This window comes from Streptomyces xanthochromogenes (genome assembly GCF_014650455.1).
GTDB lineage: Bacteria > Actinomycetota > Actinomycetes > Streptomycetales > Streptomycetaceae > Streptomyces > Streptomyces xanthochromogenes.
In genome coordinates, this window is the sequence record NZ_BMUZ01000008.1 from 73,685 (window position 1) to 97,464 (window position 23,780).

13 protein-coding genes and 1 pseudogene are annotated in these 23,780 nt (G+C 71.0%); 11 read left to right on the forward strand and 3 right to left on the reverse strand.

Annotated elements, in window-relative coordinates:
• Positions 1-276 precede the first annotated feature (276 nt).
• The 7 genes and pseudogenes from IE267_RS21230 to IE267_RS21260 all read left to right on the forward strand — a co-directional run bounded on the left by IE267_RS21230 (position 277) and on the right by IE267_RS21260 (position 13,639).
• Positions 277-4,584: pseudogene (locus tag IE267_RS21230) on the forward strand (discoidin domain-containing protein).
• Positions 4,585-4,720: 136 nt separating this feature from the next.
• A complete protein-coding gene (locus IE267_RS21235) occupies positions 4,721-5,728 on the forward strand; it encodes a LacI family DNA-binding transcriptional regulator (RefSeq protein ID WP_100575894.1) in 1,008 nt (335 codons plus the stop codon).
• Positions 5,729-5,940: 212 nt separating this feature from the next.
• Positions 5,941-7,365, forward strand: a complete 1,425-nt coding sequence (locus IE267_RS21240; protein WP_189764264.1) for an extracellular solute-binding protein — start codon at positions 5,941-5,943, stop codon at positions 7,363-7,365.
• A 63-nt stretch (positions 7,366-7,428) separates the two neighbouring features.
• Entirely contained in the window at positions 7,429-8,373 is a 945-nt protein-coding gene (locus IE267_RS21245; RefSeq protein ID WP_189764265.1) for a carbohydrate ABC transporter permease, read from the forward strand.
• 145 nt (positions 8,374-8,518) lie between these two features.
• Positions 8,519-9,394, forward strand: a complete 876-nt coding sequence (locus IE267_RS21250) for a carbohydrate ABC transporter permease (protein WP_167152822.1) — start codon at positions 8,519-8,521, stop codon at positions 9,392-9,394.
• A 107-nt stretch (positions 9,395-9,501) separates the two neighbouring features.
• Positions 9,502-11,073: a glycoside hydrolase family 13 protein gene (locus tag IE267_RS21255; RefSeq protein WP_167152821.1), complete on the forward strand. Its 1,572-nt coding sequence runs from the start codon at positions 9,502-9,504 to the stop codon at positions 11,071-11,073.
• Positions 11,074-11,191: 118 nt separating this feature from the next.
• A complete protein-coding gene (locus IE267_RS21260) occupies positions 11,192-13,639 on the forward strand; it encodes a discoidin domain-containing protein (protein WP_373304577.1) in 2,448 nt (815 codons plus the stop codon).
• Positions 13,640-13,680: 41 nt separating this feature from the next.
• Here IE267_RS21260 and IE267_RS21265 read toward each other — a convergent pair whose 3' ends face one another.
• Both IE267_RS21265 and IE267_RS21270 read right to left on the reverse strand, forming a co-directional pair.
• On the reverse strand, positions 13,681-14,457 hold the full coding sequence (locus tag IE267_RS21265; protein WP_189764266.1) for an alpha/beta fold hydrolase: 777 nt from the start codon (positions 14,455-14,457) through the stop codon (positions 13,681-13,683).
• Between the two features lie 76 nt (positions 14,458-14,533).
• Positions 14,534-15,763, reverse strand: a complete 1,230-nt coding sequence (locus IE267_RS21270) for a citrate synthase (RefSeq protein ID WP_189764267.1) — start codon at positions 15,761-15,763, stop codon at positions 14,534-14,536.
• A gap of 119 nt (positions 15,764-15,882) precedes the next feature.
• On the opposite strand from IE267_RS21270, the gene IE267_RS21275 reads away from it, so the two are divergent.
• Together IE267_RS21275 and IE267_RS21280 are read left to right on the forward strand one after the other, a co-directional pair.
• Positions 15,883-17,040, forward strand: a complete 1,158-nt coding sequence (locus IE267_RS21275; RefSeq protein ID WP_167152819.1) for a citrate synthase — start codon at positions 15,883-15,885, stop codon at positions 17,038-17,040.
• 17 nt (positions 17,041-17,057) lie between these two features.
• Positions 17,058-18,224 carry a CobW family GTP-binding protein gene (locus tag IE267_RS21280; RefSeq protein WP_229861355.1) on the forward strand — a complete coding sequence of 389 codons (1,167 nt, stop codon included), beginning with the start codon at positions 17,058-17,060 and terminating at the stop codon, positions 18,222-18,224.
• Positions 18,225-18,252: 28 nt separating this feature from the next.
• Here IE267_RS21280 and IE267_RS21285 read toward each other — a convergent pair whose 3' ends face one another.
• Positions 18,253-20,715, reverse strand: coding sequence for a DNA gyrase/topoisomerase IV subunit A (locus IE267_RS21285; protein ID WP_189764268.1), 2,463 nt, complete (start codon positions 20,713-20,715; stop codon positions 18,253-18,255).
• 208 nt (positions 20,716-20,923) lie between these two features.
• Here IE267_RS21285 and IE267_RS21290 point away from each other — a divergent pair, with 208 nt between their 5' ends.
• Both IE267_RS21290 and IE267_RS21295 read left to right on the forward strand, forming a co-directional pair.
• Positions 20,924-22,261, forward strand: a complete 1,338-nt coding sequence (locus tag IE267_RS21290) for a M16 family metallopeptidase (RefSeq protein WP_167156099.1) — start codon at positions 20,924-20,926, stop codon at positions 22,259-22,261.
• 17 nt (positions 22,262-22,278) lie between these two features.
• Positions 22,279-23,643, forward strand: a complete 1,365-nt coding sequence (locus tag IE267_RS21295; RefSeq protein ID WP_189764476.1) for a M16 family metallopeptidase — start codon at positions 22,279-22,281, stop codon at positions 23,641-23,643.
• The last annotated feature ends 137 nt before the right edge of the window (positions 23,644-23,780 follow it).

The window sequence follows — 23,780 nt, forward strand, 5'->3', positions numbered from 1 at the left end:
AAATCCCCGGCGGTGCACCGGTTCCGGCCGACGAAAGTCGCTTGCGTTGTTTGCGGATATCTTGCGGGCGCCTGTCAGGTCGGCGAGAAAGCCGCAGCATGCGCGATGACAGGGCAGAAAGCGATCGTTCCGGTGCCCAGGACGGTTGTGGCCCGCGATATTCCGGGGCCGTCGCAGGGATGGACGCGCTAACACATCTCTGCAACTCTCTCACCGCTCAGCGCAAATTATGTAGTTCTTCCCTGCAGAAACCCTAGTCGTGCAGATCGGGGACACATGAGAACGCACCGTTGGAGAGGGCGAACGCGGATGAGGGCGCTCGCCGCGACACTCGCCACCAGCCTGTTCGTGATCGGTTGGCCCGCGCTCACCGCCTCGGCGGCCGGCGGACCGGACCTGGCCGCCGGAAAGCCCGCGGCGGCCTCCGGCGCGAACGGCAGCTACACCGCCAAGAACGTCACCGACGGCGACCAGTCCACCTACTGGGAGAGCGCGGGCAGCTCCTTCCCGCAGTGGGTGCAGGCCGACCTCGGCAGCACGAACAGCGTCGACGAGGTCGTCCTGAAGCTCCCCGCCGACTGGGGCGACCGCAAGGAGACCCTGTCCGTGCAGGGCAGCGCGGACGGCACGAGCTTCAGCACGCTGGTGGGCTCCACCGCGTACAGCTTCACGCAGGGCTCCGGGAACACGGTGAAGATAGGCTTCGCCGCCTCACAGGCCCGTTTCGTGCGCATCGACATCACGGCGAACACCGGCTGGCAGGCGGCCCAGCTCTCCGCCCTCGAAGTACACGCGGCGAACGGTTCGAGCAGCACCAACCTCGCCCTCGGCAAGACCCTCACCGCGAGCAGCAGCACCCAGACCTACGCGCCGGCCAACGCCAACGACGGCAACAAGGCGAGCTACTGGGAGAGCGCCAACAACGCCTTCCCGCAGTGGATCCAGGCCGACCTCGGCGCGACCGTGCCGGTCGACAAGGTGGTCCTCAAGCTGCCCGACGGCTGAGGCGCGCGCACCCAGACCCTCAAGCTCCAGGGCAGCGCCAACGGCACCGACTTCACGGATCTGACCGCCTCGCAGGGGTACGACTTCAACCCCGGCAACGGCCTCACCGTGCCCCTCGCGTTCAACGCGGTCACCACGCGCTACGTCCGCGTGCTGATCACCGCCAACACCGCCCAGCCCGGCGGCCAGCTCTCCGAGCTGGAGATCTACGGCCCGGCGGGCGGTGACACCCAGCCGCCGACCGCGCCCAAGAACCTGGCCTACACCGAGCCCGGCACCGGCCAGATCAAGCTGACCTGGGACGCGGCCACCGACAACACCGCAGTCACCGGCTACGACATCTACGTCAACGGCGAGCTGCGCACCAGCGTGGCAGGCAACGTCACCACGTACACCGACAGCCAGCCGGCGAGCGCCACGGTCGCCTACTACGTGCGGGCCAAGGACGCGACCGGCAACCAGTCGCCGAACAGCAACACCGTGACCCGCAAGGGCAGTTCGGGCGACACGCAGGCCCCGACCGCGCCCGGCTCGCTCGCCTACACCGAGCCGGCCGCCGGGCAGATCAAGCTCACCTGGGCGGCCTCCAGCGACAACGTGGGGGTCAGCGGGTACGACATCTACGCCGACAACCAGCTGCTCAAGACCGTGGCGGGCGATGTCACCACGTACACCGACAGCCGGCCGGCCACGGTGACCGTCTCCTACTACGTGCGGGCCAAGGACGCGGCCGGCAACCAGTCCGCAGCCAGCAACACCGTCACCCGCAACGGGACTTCGAGCGGTGACGGCTCCAACCTGGCGGTGGGCAAGCCGATCACGGCCTCTTCGTCCACCTTCACGTTCGTCGCCGAGAACGCCGACGACAACAACACGGCGACGTACTGGGAGAGCGCGCCGGGCGGCTATCCGAGCACCCTCACCGTCAAGCTCGGCGCCAACGCGGACACCAACACGGTGGTCCTGAAGCTCAACCCGGACAGCGGCTGGGGCAGGCGCACCCAGAACATCGAGGTGCTCGGGCGCGAACAGAGCGCGTCCGGCTACACCTCCCTGGTCGCGGCCAAGGACTACACCTTCGACCCGGCGAGCGGGAACACGGTGGCCATCCCCGTCACGGCCCGCATCGCCGACGTCCAGCTCAAGTTCACCTCCAACACCGGGGCGACGGGCGGCCAGATCGCGGAGTTCCAGGTCGTCGGGGTGCCCTCGCCCAACCCGGACCTGGAGGTCACCGCGCTGACGGCGGCCCCCTCCGCGCCGGTCGAGTCGGACGCCGTCACGCTGTCGGCGACCGTCCACAACAAGGGGACCAGCGCCTCGCCCGCCACCACCGTCGCCTTCCAGCTCGGCGGCTCCAAGGCGGCCACCGCGAACGTCGGCGCGCTCGCGGCCGGGGCCTCGCAGACGGTGAGCGCCTCGATCGGCACGCACGACGCGGGAACCTATCCGCTGAGCGCGGTCGTTGATCCGGACAACACCGTCATCGAGCAGAACGACACCAACAACAGCTTCACGGGCAGCCCCCTGGTCATCAAGCCGGTCGACTCCTGCGACCTGATCGCCTCCGGGGTCAACTGGACGCCGAGCGCCCCCTCGGCGGGCCAGGCGGTCGCCTTCTCCGTGACGCTGAAGAACCAGGGCACGCTGGCCTCGGCCGGCGGCAGCCACGCCATCACGCTCACCCTGCTCGACGACAAGGGCGCCACGGTGAAGACCCTCACCGGCGCGTACACCGGGACGCTCGCGCCCGGCGCCACCGCCGCCCCGGTGAGCCTCGGCAGCTGGACGGCCGCCAACGGCAAGTACACGGCGAAGGTGGTGATCGCGGACGACGCCAACGAACTTCCGGTCAAGCGCGTCAACAACACCAGCCAGCAGGCGTTCTTCGTCGGGCGCGGCGCCAACATGCCGTACGACACCTATGAGGCGGAGGACGGTGTGACCGGCGGCGGCGCCCAGGTCGTCGGGCCCAACCGCACCATCGGCGACCTCGCGGGCGAGGCGTCGGGCCGCAAGGCCGTGACCCTGAACTCCACCGGAAACTATGTGCAGTTCACGACGCGGGCCGACACCAACAGCCTGGTGACGCGCTTCTCCATCCCCGACTCGGCGGGCGGCGGCGGCACCAGCGCCAACCTGGACATCTACGTCGACGGCGTCTTCCGCAAGGCCATCGACCTGAGCTCGAAGTACATGTGGCAGTACGGCGCCGAGGCGAGCCCCAACAACTCGCCGGGCTCCGGCGGCCCGCGCCACATCTACGATGAGGCCAACGTCCTGCTCGGCGACACCGTGAAGGCGGGCAGCACCATCCGCCTCCAGAAGGACACCGCCAACTCCTCCACGTACGCCATCGACTTCATCAACCTGGAGCAGGTCACCCAGGTTCCCAACCCCGACCCGGCGGCCTATGCCGTGCCCGCGGGGACCGCCCAGCAGGATGTGCAGAACGCCCTGGACAAGGTGCGGATGGACACCACCGGCAAGCTCGTCGGCGTCTATCTGCCGCCCGGCACCTATGCCACCAGCAACAAGTTCCAGGTCTACGGCAAGGCCGTGAAGCTGGTCGGCGCCGGCCCCTGGTTCACCCGCTTCGCCACCCCGCCCGACCAGGAGAACACCGACGCCGGCTTCGACGTCCAGTCCTCCGCCAACGGCTCGTCCTTCACCGGATTCGGCTTCTTCGGCAACTACACCTCGCGCAACGACGGCCCCGGCAAGGTCTTCAACTGGTCGAACGTCGCCAACATGACGATCGACAACGTGTGGGTCGAGCACATGATGTGCCTGTACTGGGGCACCAACACCGACCACATCACCATCAAGAACACCCGGGTCCGCGACCTGTACGCGGACGGGATCAACCTCACCAACGGCAGCAGCGACAACACCATCAGCAATGTCGAGGCCCGCTCCACCGGCGACGACAGCTTCGCGCTGTTCCCCGCCACCGACATCAACAACGCGGACGAGACCGGCAACGTCTTCGAGAACCTCAGCGCCCTGCTCACCTGGCGGGCCGCGGGATTCGCCGTCTACGGAGGGACCGCCAACACCTTCCGCAACCTGTACGCGGCGGACATGCTGACGTATCCCGGACTGACCATCGGCACGCTGAAGTTCGGCTCCATCCCGGCCCTCGGCTTCGGGACGGATCCCACCACCTTCCAGGGCATATCGCTGGTGCGCTCCGGCGGCCACTTCTGGGGCGCGCAGGCGTTCGGTGCGCTGTGGATGTACTCGGCCGAGTACGCGTTCCAGGGGATCCGCATCACCGACCTGGACATCACCGACCCGACGTACTCGGGAATCATGTTCCAGACGAAGTACAACGGCAGCACGCCGCTCAATCCCATCAAGGACAGCGTGCTCACCAACGTGAGCATCAGCGGGGCGAAGCGGAGCGGGGACGCCTTCGACGCCAAGTCCGGCATCGGGATCTGGGCCAATGAGCTGCCCGAGCCCGGACAGGGTCCCGCCGTCGGCGAGGTCACGTTCAACAACCTCAAGCTGAGCGGCAACGCGCAGGACATCAGGAACACCACGTCCACCTTCAAGATCGACGTCAACCCGTAACGGAGGCCCGCCACGGCTGCCGCCCCGGAGCTCCCGGGGCGGCCTGCCGCATGCCCGCCGACGGGTCCGGACCCGCCCGCGTATCGGCGCGACATCAACGCAAACGGCTTGCATGGCTTGCGCTAGTCTTGCGCTCATGACGCGACGACTTGCTCAGGTGGCGAAGAAGGTTGGAGTCAGCGAGGCCACGGTCAGCCGGGTGCTCAACGGCAAACCGGGAGTCTCCGAATCCACCCGGCAGGCCGTGCTCACGGCGCTCGACGTGCTCGGCTACGAGCGCCCCACCCAGCTGCGCGGCGAACGCGCGCGCCTGGTCGGCCTGGTCCTGCCCGAGCTCCAGAACCCCATCTTCCCGGCGTTCGCCGAGGTCATCGGGGGAGCCCTCGCCCAGCAGGGCCTGACCCCGGTCCTGTGCACCCAGACCAAGGGCGGCGTCTCGGAGGCGGACTACGTCGACCTGCTCCTGCAGCAGCAGGTCTCCGGCGTGGTCTTCGCGGGCGGGCTCTTCGCGCAGATGGAGGCCCCGCACGGGCACTACCAGCAGCTCGCCGACCGCAAGGTGCCCGTCGTGCTCATCAACGCGGCCATCGAGCACCTCGACTTCCCCGTCGTCGCCTGCGACGACGCGGTGGCGATGGAACAGGCCTGGCGCCACCTGGCCTCCCTCGGCCACCAGCGCATCGGCCTGGTGCTCGGCCCGCCCGACCACGTCCCCTCGCGCCGCAAGCTGGACGCGGCCCGCGCGCTGGCCGCGACGGCCGGCACCGACTTCGCCGAGGACCGCGTCGAGCGCGCGATGTTCTCCCTGGAGGGCGGCCAGGCCGCGACCTCGCGCCTGCTGGAGCGCGGGGTGACCGGCATCATCTGCGCCAGCGACCCGCTCGCGCTCGGCGCCGTGCGGGCCGCCCGCCGGCGCGGTCTCGACGTGCCCCGCGACGTCTCCGTGGTGGGCTACGACGACTCCGCGTTCATGAACTGCACCGAGCCCCCGCTGACCACCGTGCGCCAGCCCATCGAGGCGATGGGCCGGGCCGCCGTCGAGCTGCTCTCCGCGCAGATCCAGGGCGGCGTGGTGCCCCCGGGCGAGCTGCTCTTCGAGCCCGAGCTCGTCGTGCGCGGCTCGACGGCGCAGGTGCCGCGCTAGCCGTTTGCGCGCAGCCGTCATCCAGCGCGCCGGGCGTTGCCGCCCGGCGCGCTGTTGCGTGCGCCCACCGCATCCCTTGCGTACAACGGACTGTCGAAGTTTTACGAAATTGGCGCGAGATATTGCGCAGTTGTGCCGCCGGTGGTTGAGTGTGCCGCGCCCCGCTGCCGTCAGCGACGGGCCTTCCACGCTCCTCCCGAAGGGGTCCTCCGATGAGACGCACCTCGTTCAGCCCCGCACGACAGATACGCCGCACGGCCGTCGGCGCCCTGGCCGGCGCCCTCGCCCTCACCGCCCTCGCCGCCTGCGGCACCAGCAGCAGCGACAGCGGCAACGGCGACAGCAAGCCCGGCACCGGATCGAGTGACCCCGCGGCCCCGCTCGACCCGAAGACCAAGGTGGACCTCACCATCGACTGCATGCCGCCGGCCGCGAAGGCCGCCGAGCTCAAGGAGTGGAAGCAGGACGTCGCGACGTTCAACCGGACGTACCCGAACGTCAAGATCGTCGGTAGGTCCACGCCCGGGCAGTGCGAGGAACCCCCGCGCTTCACCGCCGCGCTGAAGGCGAAGTCCCAACCGGACGTCTTCTACTCGTACTTCACCGACCTGCAGCAGGTCCTGGACAACAACGGCGCCGCCGACATCTCGGCCTACGTCACCGACAAGTCCGTCCCCGCCCTGAACAGCATCGACCCGGCCGTGATGGGGGTGTACAAGAAGGACGGCAAGATGTACGGCCTGCCCACGAGCAACTACCAGATGGGCATCATGATCAACCGGAAGCTGTTCCAGCGGGCCGGGCTCGACCCCGACAGGCCGCCCACCACCTGGGAGGAGGTCCGCACCGACTCGCAGGCCATCGCCAAGCTCGGAGGCGGCGTCTACGGCTACGGCGAGTACAGCGCCGAGAACACCGGCGGCTGGCACTTCACCGCCGCGATGTACAGCCTCGGCGGCGACGTGGTGGGCAGCGACGGAAGGGCCGCCTTCGACAACGCGACCGGCAAGCAGGTCCTCCAGCAGCTGCACGACATGCGCTGGACCGACCGGAGCATGAGCCAGACCCAGCTCCTGAAGTGGGGCGACCTCCAGAAGCAGATCACCGCCGACAAGCTCGGCATGTTCCTCGCCGCCCCCGACGACATCGCGTACATGGTCCAGCAACTCGGCGCCAAGTACGAGAACTTCGGCATGGGCCCGATCCCCGGCGGCAAGGCCACGCTCACCGGCGGCAACGGCTACATGATCAAGCAGGGCAGCTCGCCCGACAAGATCAAGGCCGCGATCGCCTGGCTCAACTTCAAGAACCTCAGCCCCGGCAAGGGCCAGTTCGAGTGGGCCCGCACCAAGGCCGACCAGCTGCCCGTCGGGGTGCCGCAGCCCAACTTCTTCACCGGTGACGTGAAGGCCGCCGACCTCAAGTCCCGCACCGACAACGCCACCATGCCGGTCGCCAACTTCGCGCCCTACCTCGCCAAGCCGATCCCGGGCAAGGCCGAGCCGCCCAAGGCGCAGGAGGTCTACAAGGTCCTCGACAACGCGATGTCCGCGGTGCTCACCAACAAGGACGCCGACATCGCGAAGCTGCTCTCGACCGCCCGGACGCAGGTCGACCAGGTCCTGGCGAACCAGTAGCGCGCACGGCGGCAGGGGCCGGAAAACCCTCCGGCCCCGCCCGCCCCGGATTCAGGAGTGACGATGTCGGCCTCCACACTGCCCACCCGGGAAGCGACCCGGCCGCACCCGGGCGCCGAGCTGCCCAGGCAGAGCGGATTCGCCCGAGCGCTGCGGCGCAACCTCACCGCGCACGGCTTCCTGATCGGTGCCGTGCTCTGCTTCGCGTTCTTCTCCTGGTACCCGATGGTGCGGGAGTTCCTGCTCGCCTTCCAGAAGACGAAGGACGGCCGCACCACCTGGGCCGGCTGGTCCAACCTCTCCTACGTCTTCCACGACCCGGCGTTCTGGCAGGCCTGGCGCAACACCCTGCTCTTCACCGGCCTCGCCCTGGTCCTCGGCTTCGTGCTGCCGTTCCTGGTCGCCGTGCTGCTCAACGAATTCCGGCACGGCCAGGGCTACTTGAGGCTCCTCGTCTACCTCCCGGTGATGCTCCCGCCGGTCGCCTCGGTGCTGCTCTTCAAGTACTTCTACGACCCCGGGTACGGCCTGTTCAACCGGGTCTTCGAACTGCTCGGGCTGCCCGCGCAGCAGTGGCTCCAGTCCACCGACACGGCGATGCTGTCCGTGGTGATCGCCGCGACCTGGATGAACATGGGCAGCGCCACCCTCGTCTACCTCGCCGCCCTCCAGGGCATACCCGGCGAGCTGTACGAGGCGGCCGAACTCGACGGGGCCGGGCTGCTGCGCAAGATCTGGCACGTCACCGTGCCGCAGACCCGGCTCGTGCTCTCGCTGATGTTCCTGATGCAGATCATCGCGACGATGCAGGTCTTCACCGAGCCGTTCCTGCTGACCAACGGCGCGGGCCCCGAGGGCTCCACGACGACGGTGGTCTACCTCATCTACCAGTACGCCTTCAACTTCAACAACTACGGCGGCGCCGCCGCCCTCGGCCTGTGCCTGCTCGTCCTGCTCGCCGGCTTCTCGGCGGCGTACGTGCGCCTGAGCCGGGACAGCGACGGCTAGCTCCGCCGGACGTGAGGGTTTCGACTGCGGGCCGTCCGGGGCTGGTCGCGCAATTCCCCGCGCCCCTTGGGGGCACGCGGCACCTCGTCGGACCCCCGTACGCCCCCTCCGCCACAGGACGACTGGAACACGGACTGAGGACCCCATGTCGACACGCACGCTCATCTCACCGGCCACCCTCGGCCGCACCCGGGGCAAGGTCGTCTACTGGACCGTCTTCGGGCTCGTCATGCTCCTGTTCACGCTGGTCTTCGTCGGACCGCTGTACTGGATGGCCGTCAACGGGCTGAAATCCACGGAGGAGTTCACCCGCATCCCGCCGACCCTGGTCCCGCACGGGGTGCACACCGACAACTTCACCAACGCCTGGCGCGTGATGGACTTCGCCAAGCTGCTGCTCAACACGCTCTGGTACGCGTTCGGGGCGCTCGCCTTCCAGCTCGTCCTCGACGTGGCCGCCGCCTACTCGCTGTCCAAGCTGCGCCCGGTGTTCGGCAAGGCGATCCTCGGGATGATGCTGGCCACCCTCATGATCCCGGCCGCCGTCCTGGTCGTACCGCAGTACCTGACCGTGCTCGACGTGCCGATCTTCCAGCGGAACCTGCTCAACACCCCGTGGGCGATCTGGCTGCCGTCCGTCACCAACGCCTTCAACATCTTCCTGCTCAAGCGGTTCTTCGACTCGATCCCGCGCGAGCTCCTGGACGCCGCGTCCATCGACGGGGCCTCACCCCTGCGCACCTTGCGCTCGGTGGTGCTGCCCATCTCCCGGCCGATCCTGGGCGTCGTCTCCATCTTCGCGGTCGTCGGCGTCTGGAAGGACTTCCTCTGGCCGATGCTCACCCTGCCCGACCCCACCAAGCAGACCCTCAACGTGGGCATCTACTCGCTCGCCCAGGGCGTCCCCGAGAACTGGCTCACGGCCGCCCTCGCCATGGCGTCGATCCCCACCCTGCTCATCTTCGTCGTGTTCCAGCGCAACATCATGAGCGGTCTCACCGCGGGCGGCCTCAAGGGCTGACGCCCGCAGCCGCCCTCCCCGCACTCCGCCGCCGGCCCCACCCACCATGCCCCGCTGAACGACGGGGGGCCGGCGGCGGGACCCCACCTGCCCGAAAGGACCGTCACGTGGCAGCCCACGAAAGCGACGACTGGTGGCGCTCGGCCGCCATCTACCAGGTGTACGTACGCAGCTTCGCCGACGGAGACGGCGACGGCACCGGTGATCTCGCGGGTGTCCGGGCGAAGCTGCCCTACCTCGCCGAACTGGGCGTCGACGCCCTGTGGTTCACGCCCTGGTACCTCTCGCCGCTCGCCGACGGCGGCTACGACGTGGCCGACTACCGGGCCATCGACCCCGCGTTCGGCACCATGGCCGAGGCCGAGAAGCTGATCGTCGAGGCGCGCGAGCTCGGCATCCGCACCATCGTCGACATCGTGCCCAACCACCTGTCCAACCAGCACCCCTGGTTCCGGGCCGCCCTGGCCGCGGGGCCCGGCAGCCCCGAGCGGGAGCTCTTCCACTTCCGGCCCGGCCGCGGCGAACACGGCGAACTGCCGCCCAACGCCTGGCCGTCGCAGTTCGCGGGCGAGACCTGGACCCGGGTCGAGGACGGCGAGTGGTACCTGCATCTGTTCACCCCCCAGCAGCCCGACCTCAACTGGGCCCATCCGGCGGTCCGCCGGGAGCACGAGGACGTCCTGCGGTTCTGGTTCGAGCGGGGCGTGGCCGGCGTGCGCATCGACTCGGCGGCGCTGCTCGCCAAGGACCCCGAGCTGCCCGAGTTCGTCGAGGGCACCGACCGTCACCCCTTCATCGACCGCGACGAACTCCACGACATCTACCGCTCCTGGCGGGCGGTCGCCGACGAGTACGGCGCGGTGTTCGTCGGCGAGGTGTGGCTGCCCGACAGCGAGCGCTTCGCCCGCTATCTGCGCCCCGACGAGCTGCACACCGCCTTCAACTTCACGTTCCTGAGCTGCCCTTGGGACGCGGCGCGGCTGCGCGCCTCCATCGACGACACCCTCGCCGAGCACGCCCCGGTCGGCGCGCCCGCCACCTGGGTCCTGTGCAACCACGACGTGACCCGCACGGTCACCCGCTACGGCCGCGCCGACACCGGGTTCGACTTCGCCGCCAAACGCTTCGGCACCCCCACCGACCTGGCGCTCGGCACCCGCCGGGCCCGCGCCGCGGCCCTGCTGTCGCTGGCGCTTCCCGGCTCGATCTACCTCTACCAGGGCGAGGAACTGGGCCTGCCCGAGGCCGACATCCCCCCGGACCGCATCCAGGACCCGATGCACTTCCGCTCCGGCGGCGTGGACCCCGGCCGGGACGGCTGCCGCGTCCCGCTGCCCTGGACGGCCGAACCGTGGGCCACGCCCTGGCTGCCGCAGCCGGCCGGCTGGGCGCACTACGCCGCCGACCGGCAGGGCGGCGACCCGTCCTCCATGCTCGCCCTCTACCGCCGTGCCCTGCTCCTGCGCCGCACCCAACCCGGCTTCGGCGACGGCGGGTTGACGTGGCTGGAGGCGCCGGAGGGGGTGCTCGCCTTCGCCCGCGAGGACGGGCTCCGGTGTGTGGTCAACCTCGCCGACGAGCCCGTTCCGCTGCCCGCCCACCGTGCCCTGCTCCTCGCGAGCGGGCCGCTGGCCGACGGGCTGCTGCCCCGGGACACGGCGGTCTGGCTGCGCGCCTGACCCCGTCCGCCTCCGCCTCCCGCTGCCGGCCGCCCCTCCTCCGCCCCGTCCGGCCATCCCCGCCCCACCCCTCCGCCGTCCCACCACCCTTTCCCCACCCCACGAAGGAAGGACTGTCATGGGCATGATCAGAGCCGCGATCGGTGCCGCTCCCCAGGAGCCCCCACCACCGCCCACCGCGCCCGTCCGGCGCACCGCGTCCGCCGGGCGGGCCGCCGCCGCGGTCGCCGCGCTCGCCTGCGTCGTCGCGCTCGGCGCGGTCGGGCTCGGCGGGGGCGCCCCGGCGTCCGCCGCCGAATCCGCTCCGCTCTCCCCGCTGGCCGTCGCCGGCCGCGGCGCCACCGTGCCGTTCACCGAGCTGGAGGCGGAGGCCGCCGCCACCAACGGCACGGTGATCGGCCCCGACCGCACCTACACCTCGCTGCCCTCGGAGGCCTCGGGCCGCAGCGCGGTGAAGCTGGCCGCGGCCGGGCAGTACGTCGAGTTCACCCTCACCAAGCCCGCCAACGCCGTCGACATCCGCTACAGCGTCCCCGACAACGCGGCGGGCACCGGCATCAGCGCGCCGGTCGAGCTCAGCTCCGGCGGAGCCAAGCTGAAGGACCTCACTTTCACCTCCAAGTACGGCTGGTTCTACGGGAGTTACCCCTTCCAGAACCAGCCGGGCGACAAGCCGCACCACTTCTACGACGAGACCCGCACCCTGTTGGGCAAGACCCTGCCCGCGGGCTCGAAGGTCCGGGTCACCCTGCCCTCGACCGGCGCCACCCCCTGGGCCGTGGTCGACCTCGCCGACTTCGAGCTCGTCCCCGACCCGGTGGCCCGGCCCGCGGGCGCGCTGTCGGTGACGGACTACGGCGCGGACGCGAGCGGCGCCGCCGATGCGACCTCCGCCTTCCAGCAGGCGGTCGACGCGGGCAAGGCGCAGGGAAAGACGGTCTACATCCCGTCCGGCACCTTCAAGCTCACCGATCACGTGGTGGTGGACCAGGTGACGCTGGCCGGGGCGGGTCCCTGGTACTCGGTGCTCACCGGCCGCAGCTCCACCGACCGCACCCGGGCCGCCGGGATCTACGGCAAGTACGTGAGCGGCGGCGGCTACAAGGGCGGCATCCGTCCCTACGAGTCGGGCGGGCCCAGCCGCAATGTCGTCCTGAAGGACTTCGCGCTGATCGGCGAGATCACCGAACGGGTCGACGAGGACCAGGTCAACGGGATCGGCGGGGCGCTCAGCAACTCCACCGTCGACGACGTGTGGCTCCAGCACACCAAGGTCGGGGCCTGGATGGACGGCCCCATGGACGACTTCCACATCAAGAACAGCCGAATCCTGGACCAGACGGCCGACGGCGTCAACTTCCACTGGGGGGTGACCCATTCGTCGGTCGAGAACACCTTCCTGCGCAACACCGGTGACGACGGGCTCGCCATGTGGTCCGACACCGTGACCGACGCCAACAACACGTTCAAGAACAACACCGTGGTGGCGCCCGTCCTCGCCAACAACATCGCCCTGTACGGCGGCAAGGACAACGCGGCGACCGACAACGTGGTCGCGGACACCGTCACCAACGGCGGCGGACTGCACGTCGGCAACCGGTTCGACGGCGTCAACCCGGGCAGCGGGACCGACGTCCAGGGCACCATCACCCTGGCCCGCAACACCACCATCCGGGCCGGCAACGCGGACCTCGGCTGGCCGTTCCCGATCGGCGCGGTGTGGTTCGACTCGCGCAACAGCACCATGGACAAGGCGACGGTGAACGTGACCGACACCGACATCCTGGACAGCTCCTACGCGGCCATCCACTTCGTGTCCGGCACCACCAAGGGCGTCAACTTCAGCAACGTCAACATTGACGGCACCGGCACCTTCGCCCTCCAGTTCAACGACCCGGCCCAGCTCAGCATGACCGGGGTCACCGCGAAGAACCTCGGGTTCTCCGAGCCGGTCTACAGCTGCCTCGGCGGCAACCTCGCCCTCACCCAGGGCGCCGGCAACTCCGGCTGGAACGGCAAGCTGCCCGCCACCTACTGCGGCGAGTGGCCCGCGCCCGACTACCACCACGGCGGCACCACCACGCCGCCCAGCAGCCCGCCGCCCACCGGGCCCAGCTCGCCGCCGCCGAGCAGCCCGCCCGCCGACCCCGACCTCGCCAAGGGCCGCCCGGTCACCGAGACCTCGCACACTCAGGTCTACGACGCGGCCAAGGCCGTCGACGGCGACGCCAACAGCTACTGGGAGAGCGCCAACAACGCCTTCCCGCAGTCGATCACGGTCGACCTCGGCTCGGTGCGGGCCGTCGGCAAGCTGGTCCTGAAACTGCCGCCCGCGACCGCCTGGGGTGCCCGCACCCAGACGCTGTCCGTGCTCGGCAGCGCCGACAACGGTACGTACGGACAGCTCGTCGCGAGCCGGGGCTACGCCTTCGATCCGGCCACCGGCAACCAGGTCGCGATCAGCCTGCCCGCGGGCACCAGCACCCGCTGGCTGCGGCTCACGGTGACGGCCAACACCGGGTGGCCTGCGGCCCAGTTCAGCGAGTTCGAGGCGTACGCACCCTGACGGGACCGACGCCCCGGGCGCGCGGTACCGGAGCCGGGTGGTCAGCCCACGCTGTCGTACAGCTCAAGGGTCAGCCGGGCCACCCGCTCCGGTTCGCGCAAGGAGGGGAAGTGGTCACTGGCGGCCAGGCGGACCAGGCGGCAGCCCGGGATGCGGGCGGCCACCGCCTCGTTGGACCGGATCACCAGCTCCTGGTCGTGCTCGCCGAGGGCCAGCAGGCACGGCACGGCGATCTCGCCGAGCCGGCCGAAGGCGTCCGGGTCCGGCACCTGGTGGCCCAGGTTGTTGAACCACCCCGGGATCGCCGCGCGGATGTGCGCGGCGGCCTCGGGGTCCTTGCCCGTTCCGGCCGCGGCCCAGGTGCGCAGGCCGAGCGAGACCATGCCGTCCAGATCGCCCTGCTGGGCCAACACGGTGATGCGGTCGAGCAGTTCGGTGGATTCGAGGGCCGGGTCGCCGGTGACGCCGGGGCAGAACAGGGCGAGGCCGGCCACCCGCGCGGGGGCGTCGAGTGCGAGGCTCAGGGCGGTCGCGCCGCCCATGCTGGACCCGACGAGCACGGCCCGGCCGACGTCGAAGTGATCGAGCACCGCGAGCAGGTCGCCGGCGAGCGAGTACGGGACGCCGGGTGCGGGGGAGCGCCCGAAGCCCCGCACGTCGTAGCGGATCACGCGGTGGTGCGCGGCCAGCGTCGGCAGGATCGTGTCCCAGACGGAAGAGGCCGATACCCCCGGGTGCAGCAGCACCAGGGGCAGCCCCTCACCACCGGTGTCCTCGGCCCAGACCTCGCCACCCTCGACCGGCACGGTGCATTCCATGGCGGTCAGTGTGGCGGCTCGCCCGGCCGTGCGCCAAGTACCGCTTGAGACAAGCGTGTTGGCCCTTCGCCCCGCGTCAGGAGGGCAGGGGGCGGGGAGGGCGCGGGCCGGTGTAGATGCCGCTCGGGCGCATCCTGAGCGGGCGCTCCGCGTACTCCTCCAGGGCGTGGGCGATCCAACCGGCCGTGCGGGCCACCGCGAACACCGTCTCGCCCGCCTCGGCCGGCATGCCGAACGCGACGCTCATGACGGCGAGCGCCAGATCGACATTGGCGTGCAGCGCGGTGTGCCGGGCCGTCGTCTCGACGACGTCGCGCGCCGCGGCCAGTGCGTCGGCGGCCTGCGGGATTCTCTCCAGGAGTGCGAACAGGGCCTGGGCGCGCGGGTCTTCGCCCGGATACAGCCGGTGTCCGAGGCCGGGTACGCGCCGCCCCGAGCGCAGATGGTCCGCGACAACGGGTGCGGCGCCGCCGCGTTCGAGCACCTCGGCCAGGGTGCGGTGGGCCAGCCCGCTCGCGGCGCCGTGCAGCGGCCCCTCCAGGGCGCCGAGCCCCGCGGAGACGACGGCGTAGGGGTGGGCCCGGGCGGAGGCCGCGACACGCGCGGCGAGCGTGGAGGCGGCCAGGTCGTGGTCGATGAGCAGGGCGAGTGCTGTGTCCAGCAGGCGAATTGACGTCTCGTCAGGAATCTGTGGGGTGAGGCGCTGCCACAGCTGCCCGGCCATGCGGCCCTCGCTCCGGTGCCGCTCGCCGGCCGTCGGGAGGGCGCCGACGAGGGTGGGGATCAGCATGCGGGCGCAGCCGAGCACCGCCGCGGGGTCGAGGTCGAAGCGGAGCGGATCGGCTGCCGAGACCGCCACCGCCGCCACCCGGAGCCGGTCCATCGAGCTGCTGTGCACGGGCAGTGCGTGCGCGGCGAGCCGGGCCGCGTCGAGGAACCGCTGCGGTGCCGTGAAGCGTGGGCTGCGGCTGAATTCCCCGGTCCACACCCACTCCACGACCTCCTCGAAGCCGTGGGCGGTGGCGAGCTCGACCGCGTCGACGCCGCGAAAGTAGTAGCGGTCCCTGTCGATCAGGGTGATGGCGGTGCGGAAGGACAGTTCGCCCGTGGATGCGGCGGCCGGCTCCCGGCGGGCGCCGCGCCGGGCGAGGGCGTCGACCTCCCGGGCATCGAAGGTGGAGCCCCGGCCGCCCGGGGCGCGCTCACTGCTCAGCTGGCCGCGGCTGACGTAGGCGTAGACCGTCTCGGGCTTCACGCCGAGTCGCTCCGCCGCCTCGCGGGTGGTGAGCCGTGCCTGATCCGTCATGGGGTCACCGTATCCAGCACGCCGTCCGCCCCGATCCATATTGATTCGATCAACATTGACAGGTTCAAAGTCAATCATAGACAGTCAAGTCAATATGAGGAACTGAAGGAGGCAGCCACATGGCCGGCACCATCACCGCCCCCGCCGCGGTACCCCGCGGGCTCGCGGGCGTCGTCGTCACGGACACCGAACTCGGCGACGTCCGCGGACGCGAGGGCTTCTACCACTACCGCCAGTACTCGGCCGTCGAGCTCGCCGAGAGCCGCACCTTCGAGGACGTCTGGCACCTGATGTTCCACGGCGAACTGCCCGACGCCGCGGCCCGCGACGCCTTCACCGCCCGCACCGCCGCGCTGCGCCACCTGCCCGACGGCGTACGGCAGGCACTCCCCGGCATCGCCCGCGCCGGAGCCCTGTCCGGGCCGCTCGCCGGGCTGCGCACCGCGCTCTCGCTGCTCGGCGCGGCCAGGGGGTTCCGCCCGGTGTACGACCTGGACGCCACCCGGCGCGCCGAGGACGCGCTGGCCGCGTGCGCCGCCGTGCCCACCCTGCTCACCGCGCTGCACCGGCTCGGCCAGGGTCTCGAACCCGTCGAGCCCCGCGACGACCTGCCGTACGCCGCCAACTACCTCTACATGCTGACCGGTTGCGAGGCCGCGCCCGAGCGGGTCCGCGCCGTCGAGCAGTATCTGATCTCCACCGTCGACCACGGCTTCAACGCCTCCACCTTCACCGCCCGCGTCGTCGCCTCCACCGGCGCCGACGTCGCGGCCGGCCTGGTGGCCGCGGTCGGCGCGCTCTCCGGGCCGCTGCACGGCGGCGCCCCCAGCCGCGCCCTGGACACCCTGGACGCGATCGGCACCCCGGACCGCATCGACGGCTGGATTCGCGAACGCGTCCTGGCCGGCGACCGGATCATGGGCTTCGGGCACCCGGTCTACCGCACCGAGGACCCCCGCTCCCGCATGCTGCGCGGGATCGCGGAGGGCTTCGGCGGGCCGCTCGTGACCTTCGCCGTCGAGGTGGAGCGCCAGGTCGAGGCGATCCTGGCCGAGCTCAAGCCGGGCCGTGAGCTGCACACCAACGTGGAGTTCTACGCCGGGGTGGTCATGGAGCTGTGCGGGCTGCCGCGCGAGATGTTCACGCCCACGTTCTGCGCCGCCCGGGTGGTCGGCTGGAGCGCCAATATCCTGGAGCAGTCGGCGGACTCGAAGATCATTCGTCCGGCGGCCCGCTATGTGGGCCCGCCCCCGCCGCAGCCCGTACCCGCAGTCTGAGGAAGGCCAGGCCCCAGGTGAACAGCCCGAGCAGTCAGATCCCCGTCATCGTCCTCGCGGGCTTCCTCGGCTCGGGCAAGACCACCCTGCTCAACCATCTGCTGCGGGCCTGCCGCGGCACCCGGATCGGGGCCATCGTCAATGACTTCGGCGCCATCGAGATCGACGCCATGACGGTGGCCGGCCAGCTCGGCGACTCCACCGTCTCGCTCGGCAACGGCTGTCTGTGCTGCGCGGTGGACGGGAGCGAACTCGACGTCTACCTCGACCGGCTCACCCGGCCCGCCGCCCGCCTCGACGTCATCGTCATCGAGGCGAGCGGTCTCGCCGAGCCCCAGGAACTCGTGAAGATGCTGCTCGCCAGCGAGAACCCGCGCGTCGTGTACGGGGGACTGGTCGAGGTCGTGGACGCGGCGGAGTACGCCGCGACCCGGGACAAGCACCCCGAGATCGAACGGCACCTGGCCGTCGCCGACCTGGTGGTGCTCAACAAGGCGGACCGGGTGGACGCGGCGGACCTGGCCCGGCTGCGGGGCTCCCTCGCGACGGCGGCCGCGGTGGTGGAGTCCGCTTACGGCCGGGTCGACCCGGAGCTGTTCTTCGACCGCCGTCCGGTCACCGAACGGGTCGGCCAGCTCGCCTTCGACGACCTCCTGGACGACCTCACGGCACCGGGGGGGTGCGCCGAGGGCCACCAGGGCTGCTACGGGCACGACCATCTGCACGCCGGATACGAATCCGTCGCCTTCACCTCGGACGTGCCCCTGGACCCGCGCCGGCTGATGGCCTTCCTCGACACCCGGCCCGAGGGCCTCTACCGCATCAAAGGCTTCGTCGACTTCGGCGCCGCCGACCGCGGCAACCGCTACGGCCTGCACGCGGTCGGCCGTTTCCTGCGCTTCCACCCCGAGCCGTGGCCGCGCGGGCAGCGCCGCCGCACCGACCTCGTCCTCATCGGCGCCGGCATCGACGCGTCCGCCCTGGAGGCCCAGCTCGCCGGATGCGTGAGCGACCACCCGGACGAGACGCCCGCCGACCACGCGATGTGGGGCGTCCTGCGCTACGTACCCGAGCCCGAGGACCCGGAGGAGTCCGGGGAGTCCGGGGCGCGGGAAGGGGCCGAGGGAGCCGGGGGAACGGAAGAGCCCGGGGAGTTCGCCGAACTCCCCGGCCCCGTCGGCTAGTCGGCGCCCGGCGGCGCCGCTTCCCGCCCTACGCGGACGGGCCCGCCAGGACCGCCACGGGGGAGGGCAGCGGGGTGCCCGAGCCGTCGCGGCGCGGGTCGACCTCCGGCAGCTGCGCCGGGGAGCCGTTGGCCTGGGCCGCGCGGACCGGGGCCGGGCCCGCCCAGGCGAGCACCAGCTTGTCCTCGCCCTTCAGGAACCGCTGACAGCGCACCCCGCCGGTGGCCCGGCCCTTGCGCGGATACTGGTCGAACGGCGTCAGCTTCGCCGACACCGCGGCGTCGCCGAGCAGCGTCGCCCCCGAGCCGGCCACCGAGAACACGGCCGCGTCCCCGGCCGGGTCGACCGCCGTGAACGAGATCACCTTGGCGCCGTCGGTCAGCTTGATGCCGGCCATGCCGCCCGCGGCCCGGCCCTGGGGGCGGACCTGACTCGCCTGGTAGCGCAGGAGCTGGGCGTCGTCGGTGATGAAGACCAGGTCCTCGTCGCCGGTGCGCAGCTCGGCCGCGCCGACGATCCGGTCGCCGTCCTTGAGGGTGATGACCTCCAACTCGTCCTTGTTCGCCGGGTAGTCGGGCACCACCCGCTTGACCACGCCCTGCTCGGTACCGATCGCGAGACCGGGCGAGGACTCGTCGAGCGTGGTCAGGCACACCACCGACTCGTCCGGCTCCAGGGAGGAGAGGAACTCCGAGATCGGCGCGCCGCCCGACAGGTTGGGCGCGGACGCCGTGTCCGGGAGCTGCGGCAGGTCGATCACCGCGAGCCTGAGCAGCCGTCCGGTGGACGTCACCACGCCCACGTCGCCGCGCTGGGTGGCCGGCACCGCCGAGACGATGACGTCGTGCTTGACCCGCTTGTCGTCCTCGCCCGCCACGAACCGCTCGGCGCCCGCGGTGCGGGCCAGCAGGCCCGTCGAGGAGAGCAGCACCCGGCACGGGTCGTCCGCGACTTCGAGGGCCACGGATGCGATCGGGGAGCCCGCCGATTCGAGCAGGACCGTGCGCCGGTCGGTGCTGAACTTCTTGGCCACCGCGGCCAGTTCGGCCGAGACCAGCTTGCGCAGCTCGCTGTCCGAGTCCAGGATGCCGGTCAGCTCGTCGATCTCGCCGGTCAGCCGGTCGCGCTCGCTCTCCAGCTCGATCCGGTCGAACTTGGTGAGGCGGCGCAGCGGGGTGTCCAGGATGTACTGCGTCTGGATCTCGCTCAGCGAGAAGTGCTCGATGAGCCGCTCCTTCGCCTGCGCCGAGTTGTCACTCGACCGGATGATCCTGATGACCTCGTCGATGTCGACCAGGGCGACGAGCAGGCCCTCGACCAGGTGCAGCCGGTCCCGGCGCTTGGTGCGGCGGAACTCGCTGCGCCGACGCACCACGGTGAAGCGGTGGTCGAGATAGACCTCCAGGAGCTCCTTGAGGCCGAGCGTGAGCGGCTGCCCGTCCACCAGGGCCACGTTGTTGATGCCGAAGGACTCCTCCATCGGTGTCAGCTTGTAGAGCTGCTCCAGGACGGCCTCCGGGACGAAGCCGTTCTTGATCTCGATGACCAGACGCAGACCGTGCGAACGGTCGGTGAGGTCCTTCACATCGGCGATGCCCTGGAGCTTCTTCGAGCCGACCAGGTCCTTGATCTTGGAGATGACCTTCTCCGGGCCGACCGTGAACGGCAGCTCGGTGACGACCAGGCCCTTGCGGCGCGCCGTGACGTTCTCCACCGAGGCGGTGGCGCGGATCTTGAAGGTGCCGCGGCCCGACTCGTACGCGTCCTTGATGCCGCCCAGGCCCACGATGCGCCCGCCCGTCGGCAGGTCGGGGCCCGGCACGAAGCGCATCAGCGCCTCCAGGTCCGCCTCCGGGTGCCGGATCAGATGGCGGGCCGCCGCGATGACCTCGCCCAGGTTGTGCGGCGGCATGTTGGTCGCCATGCCGACCGCGATGCCGGACGAGCCGTTCACCAGCAGGTTGGGGTAGGCGGCCGGAAGGGCCACCGGCTCCTGCTCCTGGCCGTCGTAGTTCGAGGCGAAGTCGACCGTGTCCTCGTCGATGGACTCGGTCATCAGCGAGGTGGCGTCGGCCATCTTGCACTCGGTGTACCGCATGGCGGCCGGCGGGTCGTCGTTGCCGAGCGAGCCGAAGTTGCCGTGGCCGTTGACCAGCGGAAGCCGCATGGAGAACGGCTGGGCCATGCGCACCAGGGCGTCGTAGATGGAGGCGTCGCCGTGCGGGTGCAGCTTGCCCATCACCTCGCCGACGACCCGGGCGCACTTCACATAGCCCCGGTCGGGGCGCAGGCCCATCTCGTTCATCTGGTAGACGATGCGGCGCTGGACGGGCTTCATCCCGTCCCGCGCGTCCGGCAGGGCCCGCGAGTAGATCACGGAGTACGCGTACTCGAGGAAGGAGCCCTGCATCTCGTCGACGACGTCGATGTCGAGGATCCGCTCCTCGAAGTCGTCGGGCGGCGGCGGGGTCTTCGTGCTGCGGCGGGCCATCGCGGCTGCTGCTCCTTCACGTACCGGATCGGATCTCTGATGCCGACCATTGTGGACCGTCCCACTGACAACGCCGACCGCGACCCGGGAACTTCGCCAGGTGCCCGCGCGCTTGCATACAGTGGCAGGACTTCTTTACGCAGGGCTTCCCCCGCCAGTACTTCACACAGCGGTACTGCACATCGCGAACGAAGGGACGTACATGCCCATGGGTCACACGGCCACAGCGCAGGCCGGCTCCGGCGGTCTGACAGCGACTGAGCACCGACTGGCCAACGGCCTGCGCGTGGTGCTCTCCGAGGACCACCTGACCCCGGTCGCAGCGGTGTGCCTCTGGTACGACGTCGGCTCGCGCCACGAGGTCAAGGGCCGCACCGGCCTCGCCCACCTCTTCGAGCACCTCATGTTCCAGGGCTCCCACCAGGTGCACGGCAACGGGCACTTCGAGCTGGTGCAGGGTGCGGGCGGTTCGCTGAACGGCACCACCAGCTTCGAGCGCACCAACTACTTCGAGACCATGCCCGCCCACCAGGTGGAGCTCGCGCTCTGGCTGGAGGCGGACCGCATGGGCTCGCTGCTCGCCGCGCTGGACGAGCAGTCGATGGAGAACCAGCGCGACGTCGTCAAGAACGAGCGCCGCCAGCGCTACGACAACGTGCCCTACGGCACCGCCTTCGAGAAGCTGACGGCGCTGGCCTATCCGGAGGGCCACCCCTACCACCACACGCCGATCGGCTCGATGGCGGACCTGGACGCGGCGACCCTGGAAGACGCCCGGAACTTCTTCCGCACCTACTACGCGCCCAACAACGCGGTGCTCTCCGTGGTCGGCGACATCGACCCGGCCCAGACGCTGGCCTGGGTGGAGAAGTACTTCGGCTCCATCCCCACCCACGACGGCAAGCAGCCGCCGCGCGACGGCGCGTTGCCCGACACCATCGGCGGGCAGCTGCGCGAGGTCGTCGAGGAGGACGTCCCGGCGCGCGCCCTGATGGCCGCCTACCGGCTGCCCCACGACGGCACCCGCGAGGCGGACGCCGCCGACCTGGCGCTGACCGTCCTCGGCGGCGGCGAGTCCTCCCGGCTGCACAACCGCCTGGTCCGCCGCGACCGCACCGCGGTGGCCGCGGGCTTCGGCCTGCTGCGCCTGGCCGGCGCCCCCTCGCTCGGCTGGCTCGACGTCAAGACGTCCGGCGGGGTCGAGGTCCAGGACATCGAGACCGCGGTCGACGAGGAGCTCGCGCGGTTCGCCGCCGAGGGCCCGACCGCGGAGGAGATGGAGCGCGCCCAGGCCCAGTTGGAGCGCGAATGGCTCGACCGGCTCGGCACCGTGGCCGGCCGCGCCGACGAACTGTGCCGCTACGCCGTCCTGTTCGGCGACCCGCAGCTCGCCCTGACCGCGGTCGACCGCGTCCTGGACATCACCGCGGACGAGGTCCGGGCGGTCGCCGCGGCGAAGCTGCGCCCCGACAACCGGGCGGTCCTGGTGTACGAGCCCACCGCGGCACCCGAGGCAGGCAACGAAGAGGAAGAGGCGGGCCAGTGACGGACGCTGTCGTGACCATGGAGTTCCACCCGCAGCCGACCGCGGGCCCCGCGACCCCGTGGGCCTTCCCGGCCCCCGAGCGCGGCACGCTCGCCAACGGCATGACCGTGCTGCGCTGCCACCGGCCGGGCCAGCAGGTCGTCGCCGTCGAGGTGTTCCTCGCGGCCCCGCTCGACGCCGAGCCCGAGGGCCTGGACGGCGTCGCCACCATCATGGCGCGCGCCCTGACCGAGGGCACCGACAAGCACTCGGCCGAGGAGTTCGCCGCCGAGCTGGAGCGCTGCGGCGCCACGCTCGACGCGCACGCCGACCACCCGGGCCTGCGGGTCTCCCTCGAAGTGCCGGTCTCGCGGCTGCCGAAGGCGCTCTCGCTGCTCGCCGAGGCGCTGCGGGCCCCCGCGTTCGCCGACTCCGAGATCGAGCGTCTGGTGCGCAACCGCCTCGACGAGATCCCGCACGAGCAGGCCAACCCGGCCCGCCGCGCGGCCAAGCAGCTCTCCAAGGAGCTCTTCCCGGCCGCCGCGCGCATGTCCCGGCCGCGCCAGGGCACCGAGGAGACCGTCGCCGCCATCGACGCGGCCGCGGTGCGCGCCTTCTACGAGGCGTACGTGCGCCCCTCGACCACCGTCACCGTGGTCGTCGGCGACCTCGCGAGCACCGACCTCGACGCGATCCTCGCGGACACCCTGGGCGACTGGACCGGCGACACCGCCGAGCCCCGCCCGGTCCCGCCGATCACCGCCGACGACACCGGCCGGGTCGTCATCGTGGACCGGCCCGGCGCGGTCCAGACGCAGCTGCTCATCGGCCGCATCGGCCCCGACCGCCACGACCGGGTCTGGGCGGCCCAGGTGCTCGGCACGTACTGCCTGGGCGGCACCCTGACCTCGCGCCTGGACCGCGTGCTGCGCGAGGAGAAGGGCTACACCTACGGGGTGCGGTCCTTCGGCCAGGTGCTGCGCTCGGGTCCGGACGGCGGTGCCGCGATGCTCGCCATCAGCGGCTCGGTCGACACCCCGAACACCGGGCCGGCCCTGGACGACCTGTGGAAGGTGCTGCGCAAGCTCGCGGCGGAGGGACTCACGGACGCCGAGCGCGAGACGGCCGTGCAGAACCTGGTGGGCGTCGCGCCGCTCAAGTACGAGACCGCGGCGGCCGTCGCCGGGACGCTCGCCGACCAGGTCGAGCAGTTCCTCCCGGACGACTACCAGGCCCAGTTGTACGCCCAGCTCGCGGACACCGGCACCGTGGAGGCGACGGCGGCCGTCGTCAACGCCTTCCCGGCCGACCGGCTCGTCACGGTCCTGGTCGGCGACGCCGCGCAGATCGCGGAGCCGGTCAGGGCGCTCGGCATCGGTGAAGTCACCGTCGTCACGGGCTGATTGAGGCCCCGGACCCGCCGGGCGGGCCCGGGACGGGTGGGACGCGGAGGACCCCGGAGGCGCACGAGCCGCCGGGGTCCTCCCGTATGTCCGGTTTATTGGGGAGGTTGCCTGTCTGTCATGTGGCGTGCGCTACA

What these genes read in the sequence shown, in the direction of transcription:
- IE267_RS21235 (WP_100575894.1), top strand. Translation starts at nt 4,721, where the DNA reads ATGACGCGACGACTTGCTCAGGTGGCGAAGAAGGTTGGAGTCAGCGAG.
- IE267_RS21240 (WP_189764264.1), top strand. Translation starts at nt 5,941, where the DNA reads ATGAGACGCACCTCGTTCAGCCCCGCACGACAGATACGCCGCACGGCC.
- IE267_RS21245 (WP_189764265.1), top strand. Translation starts at nt 7,429, where the DNA reads ATGTCGGCCTCCACACTGCCCACCCGGGAAGCGACCCGGCCGCACCCG.
- IE267_RS21250 (WP_167152822.1), top strand. Translation starts at nt 8,519, where the DNA reads ATGTCGACACGCACGCTCATCTCACCGGCCACCCTCGGCCGCACCCGG.
- IE267_RS21260 (WP_373304577.1), top strand. Translation starts at nt 11,192, where the DNA reads ATGGGCATGATCAGAGCCGCGATCGGTGCCGCTCCCCAGGAGCCCCCA.
- IE267_RS21265 (WP_189764266.1), bottom strand. Translation starts at nt 14,457, where the DNA reads ATGGAATGCACCGTGCCGGTCGAGGGTGGCGAGGTCTGGGCCGAGGAC.
- IE267_RS21270 (WP_189764267.1), bottom strand. Translation starts at nt 15,763, where the DNA reads ATGACGGATCAGGCACGGCTCACCACCCGCGAGGCGGCGGAGCGACTC.
- IE267_RS21275 (WP_167152819.1), top strand. Translation starts at nt 15,883, where the DNA reads ATGGCCGGCACCATCACCGCCCCCGCCGCGGTACCCCGCGGGCTCGCG.
- IE267_RS21285 (WP_189764268.1), bottom strand. Translation starts at nt 20,715, where the DNA reads ATGGCCCGCCGCAGCACGAAGACCCCGCCGCCGCCCGACGACTTCGAG.
- IE267_RS21290 (WP_167156099.1), top strand. Translation starts at nt 20,924, where the DNA reads ATGGGTCACACGGCCACAGCGCAGGCCGGCTCCGGCGGTCTGACAGCG.
- IE267_RS21295 (WP_189764476.1), top strand. Translation starts at nt 22,279, where the DNA reads ATGGAGTTCCACCCGCAGCCGACCGCGGGCCCCGCGACCCCGTGGGCC.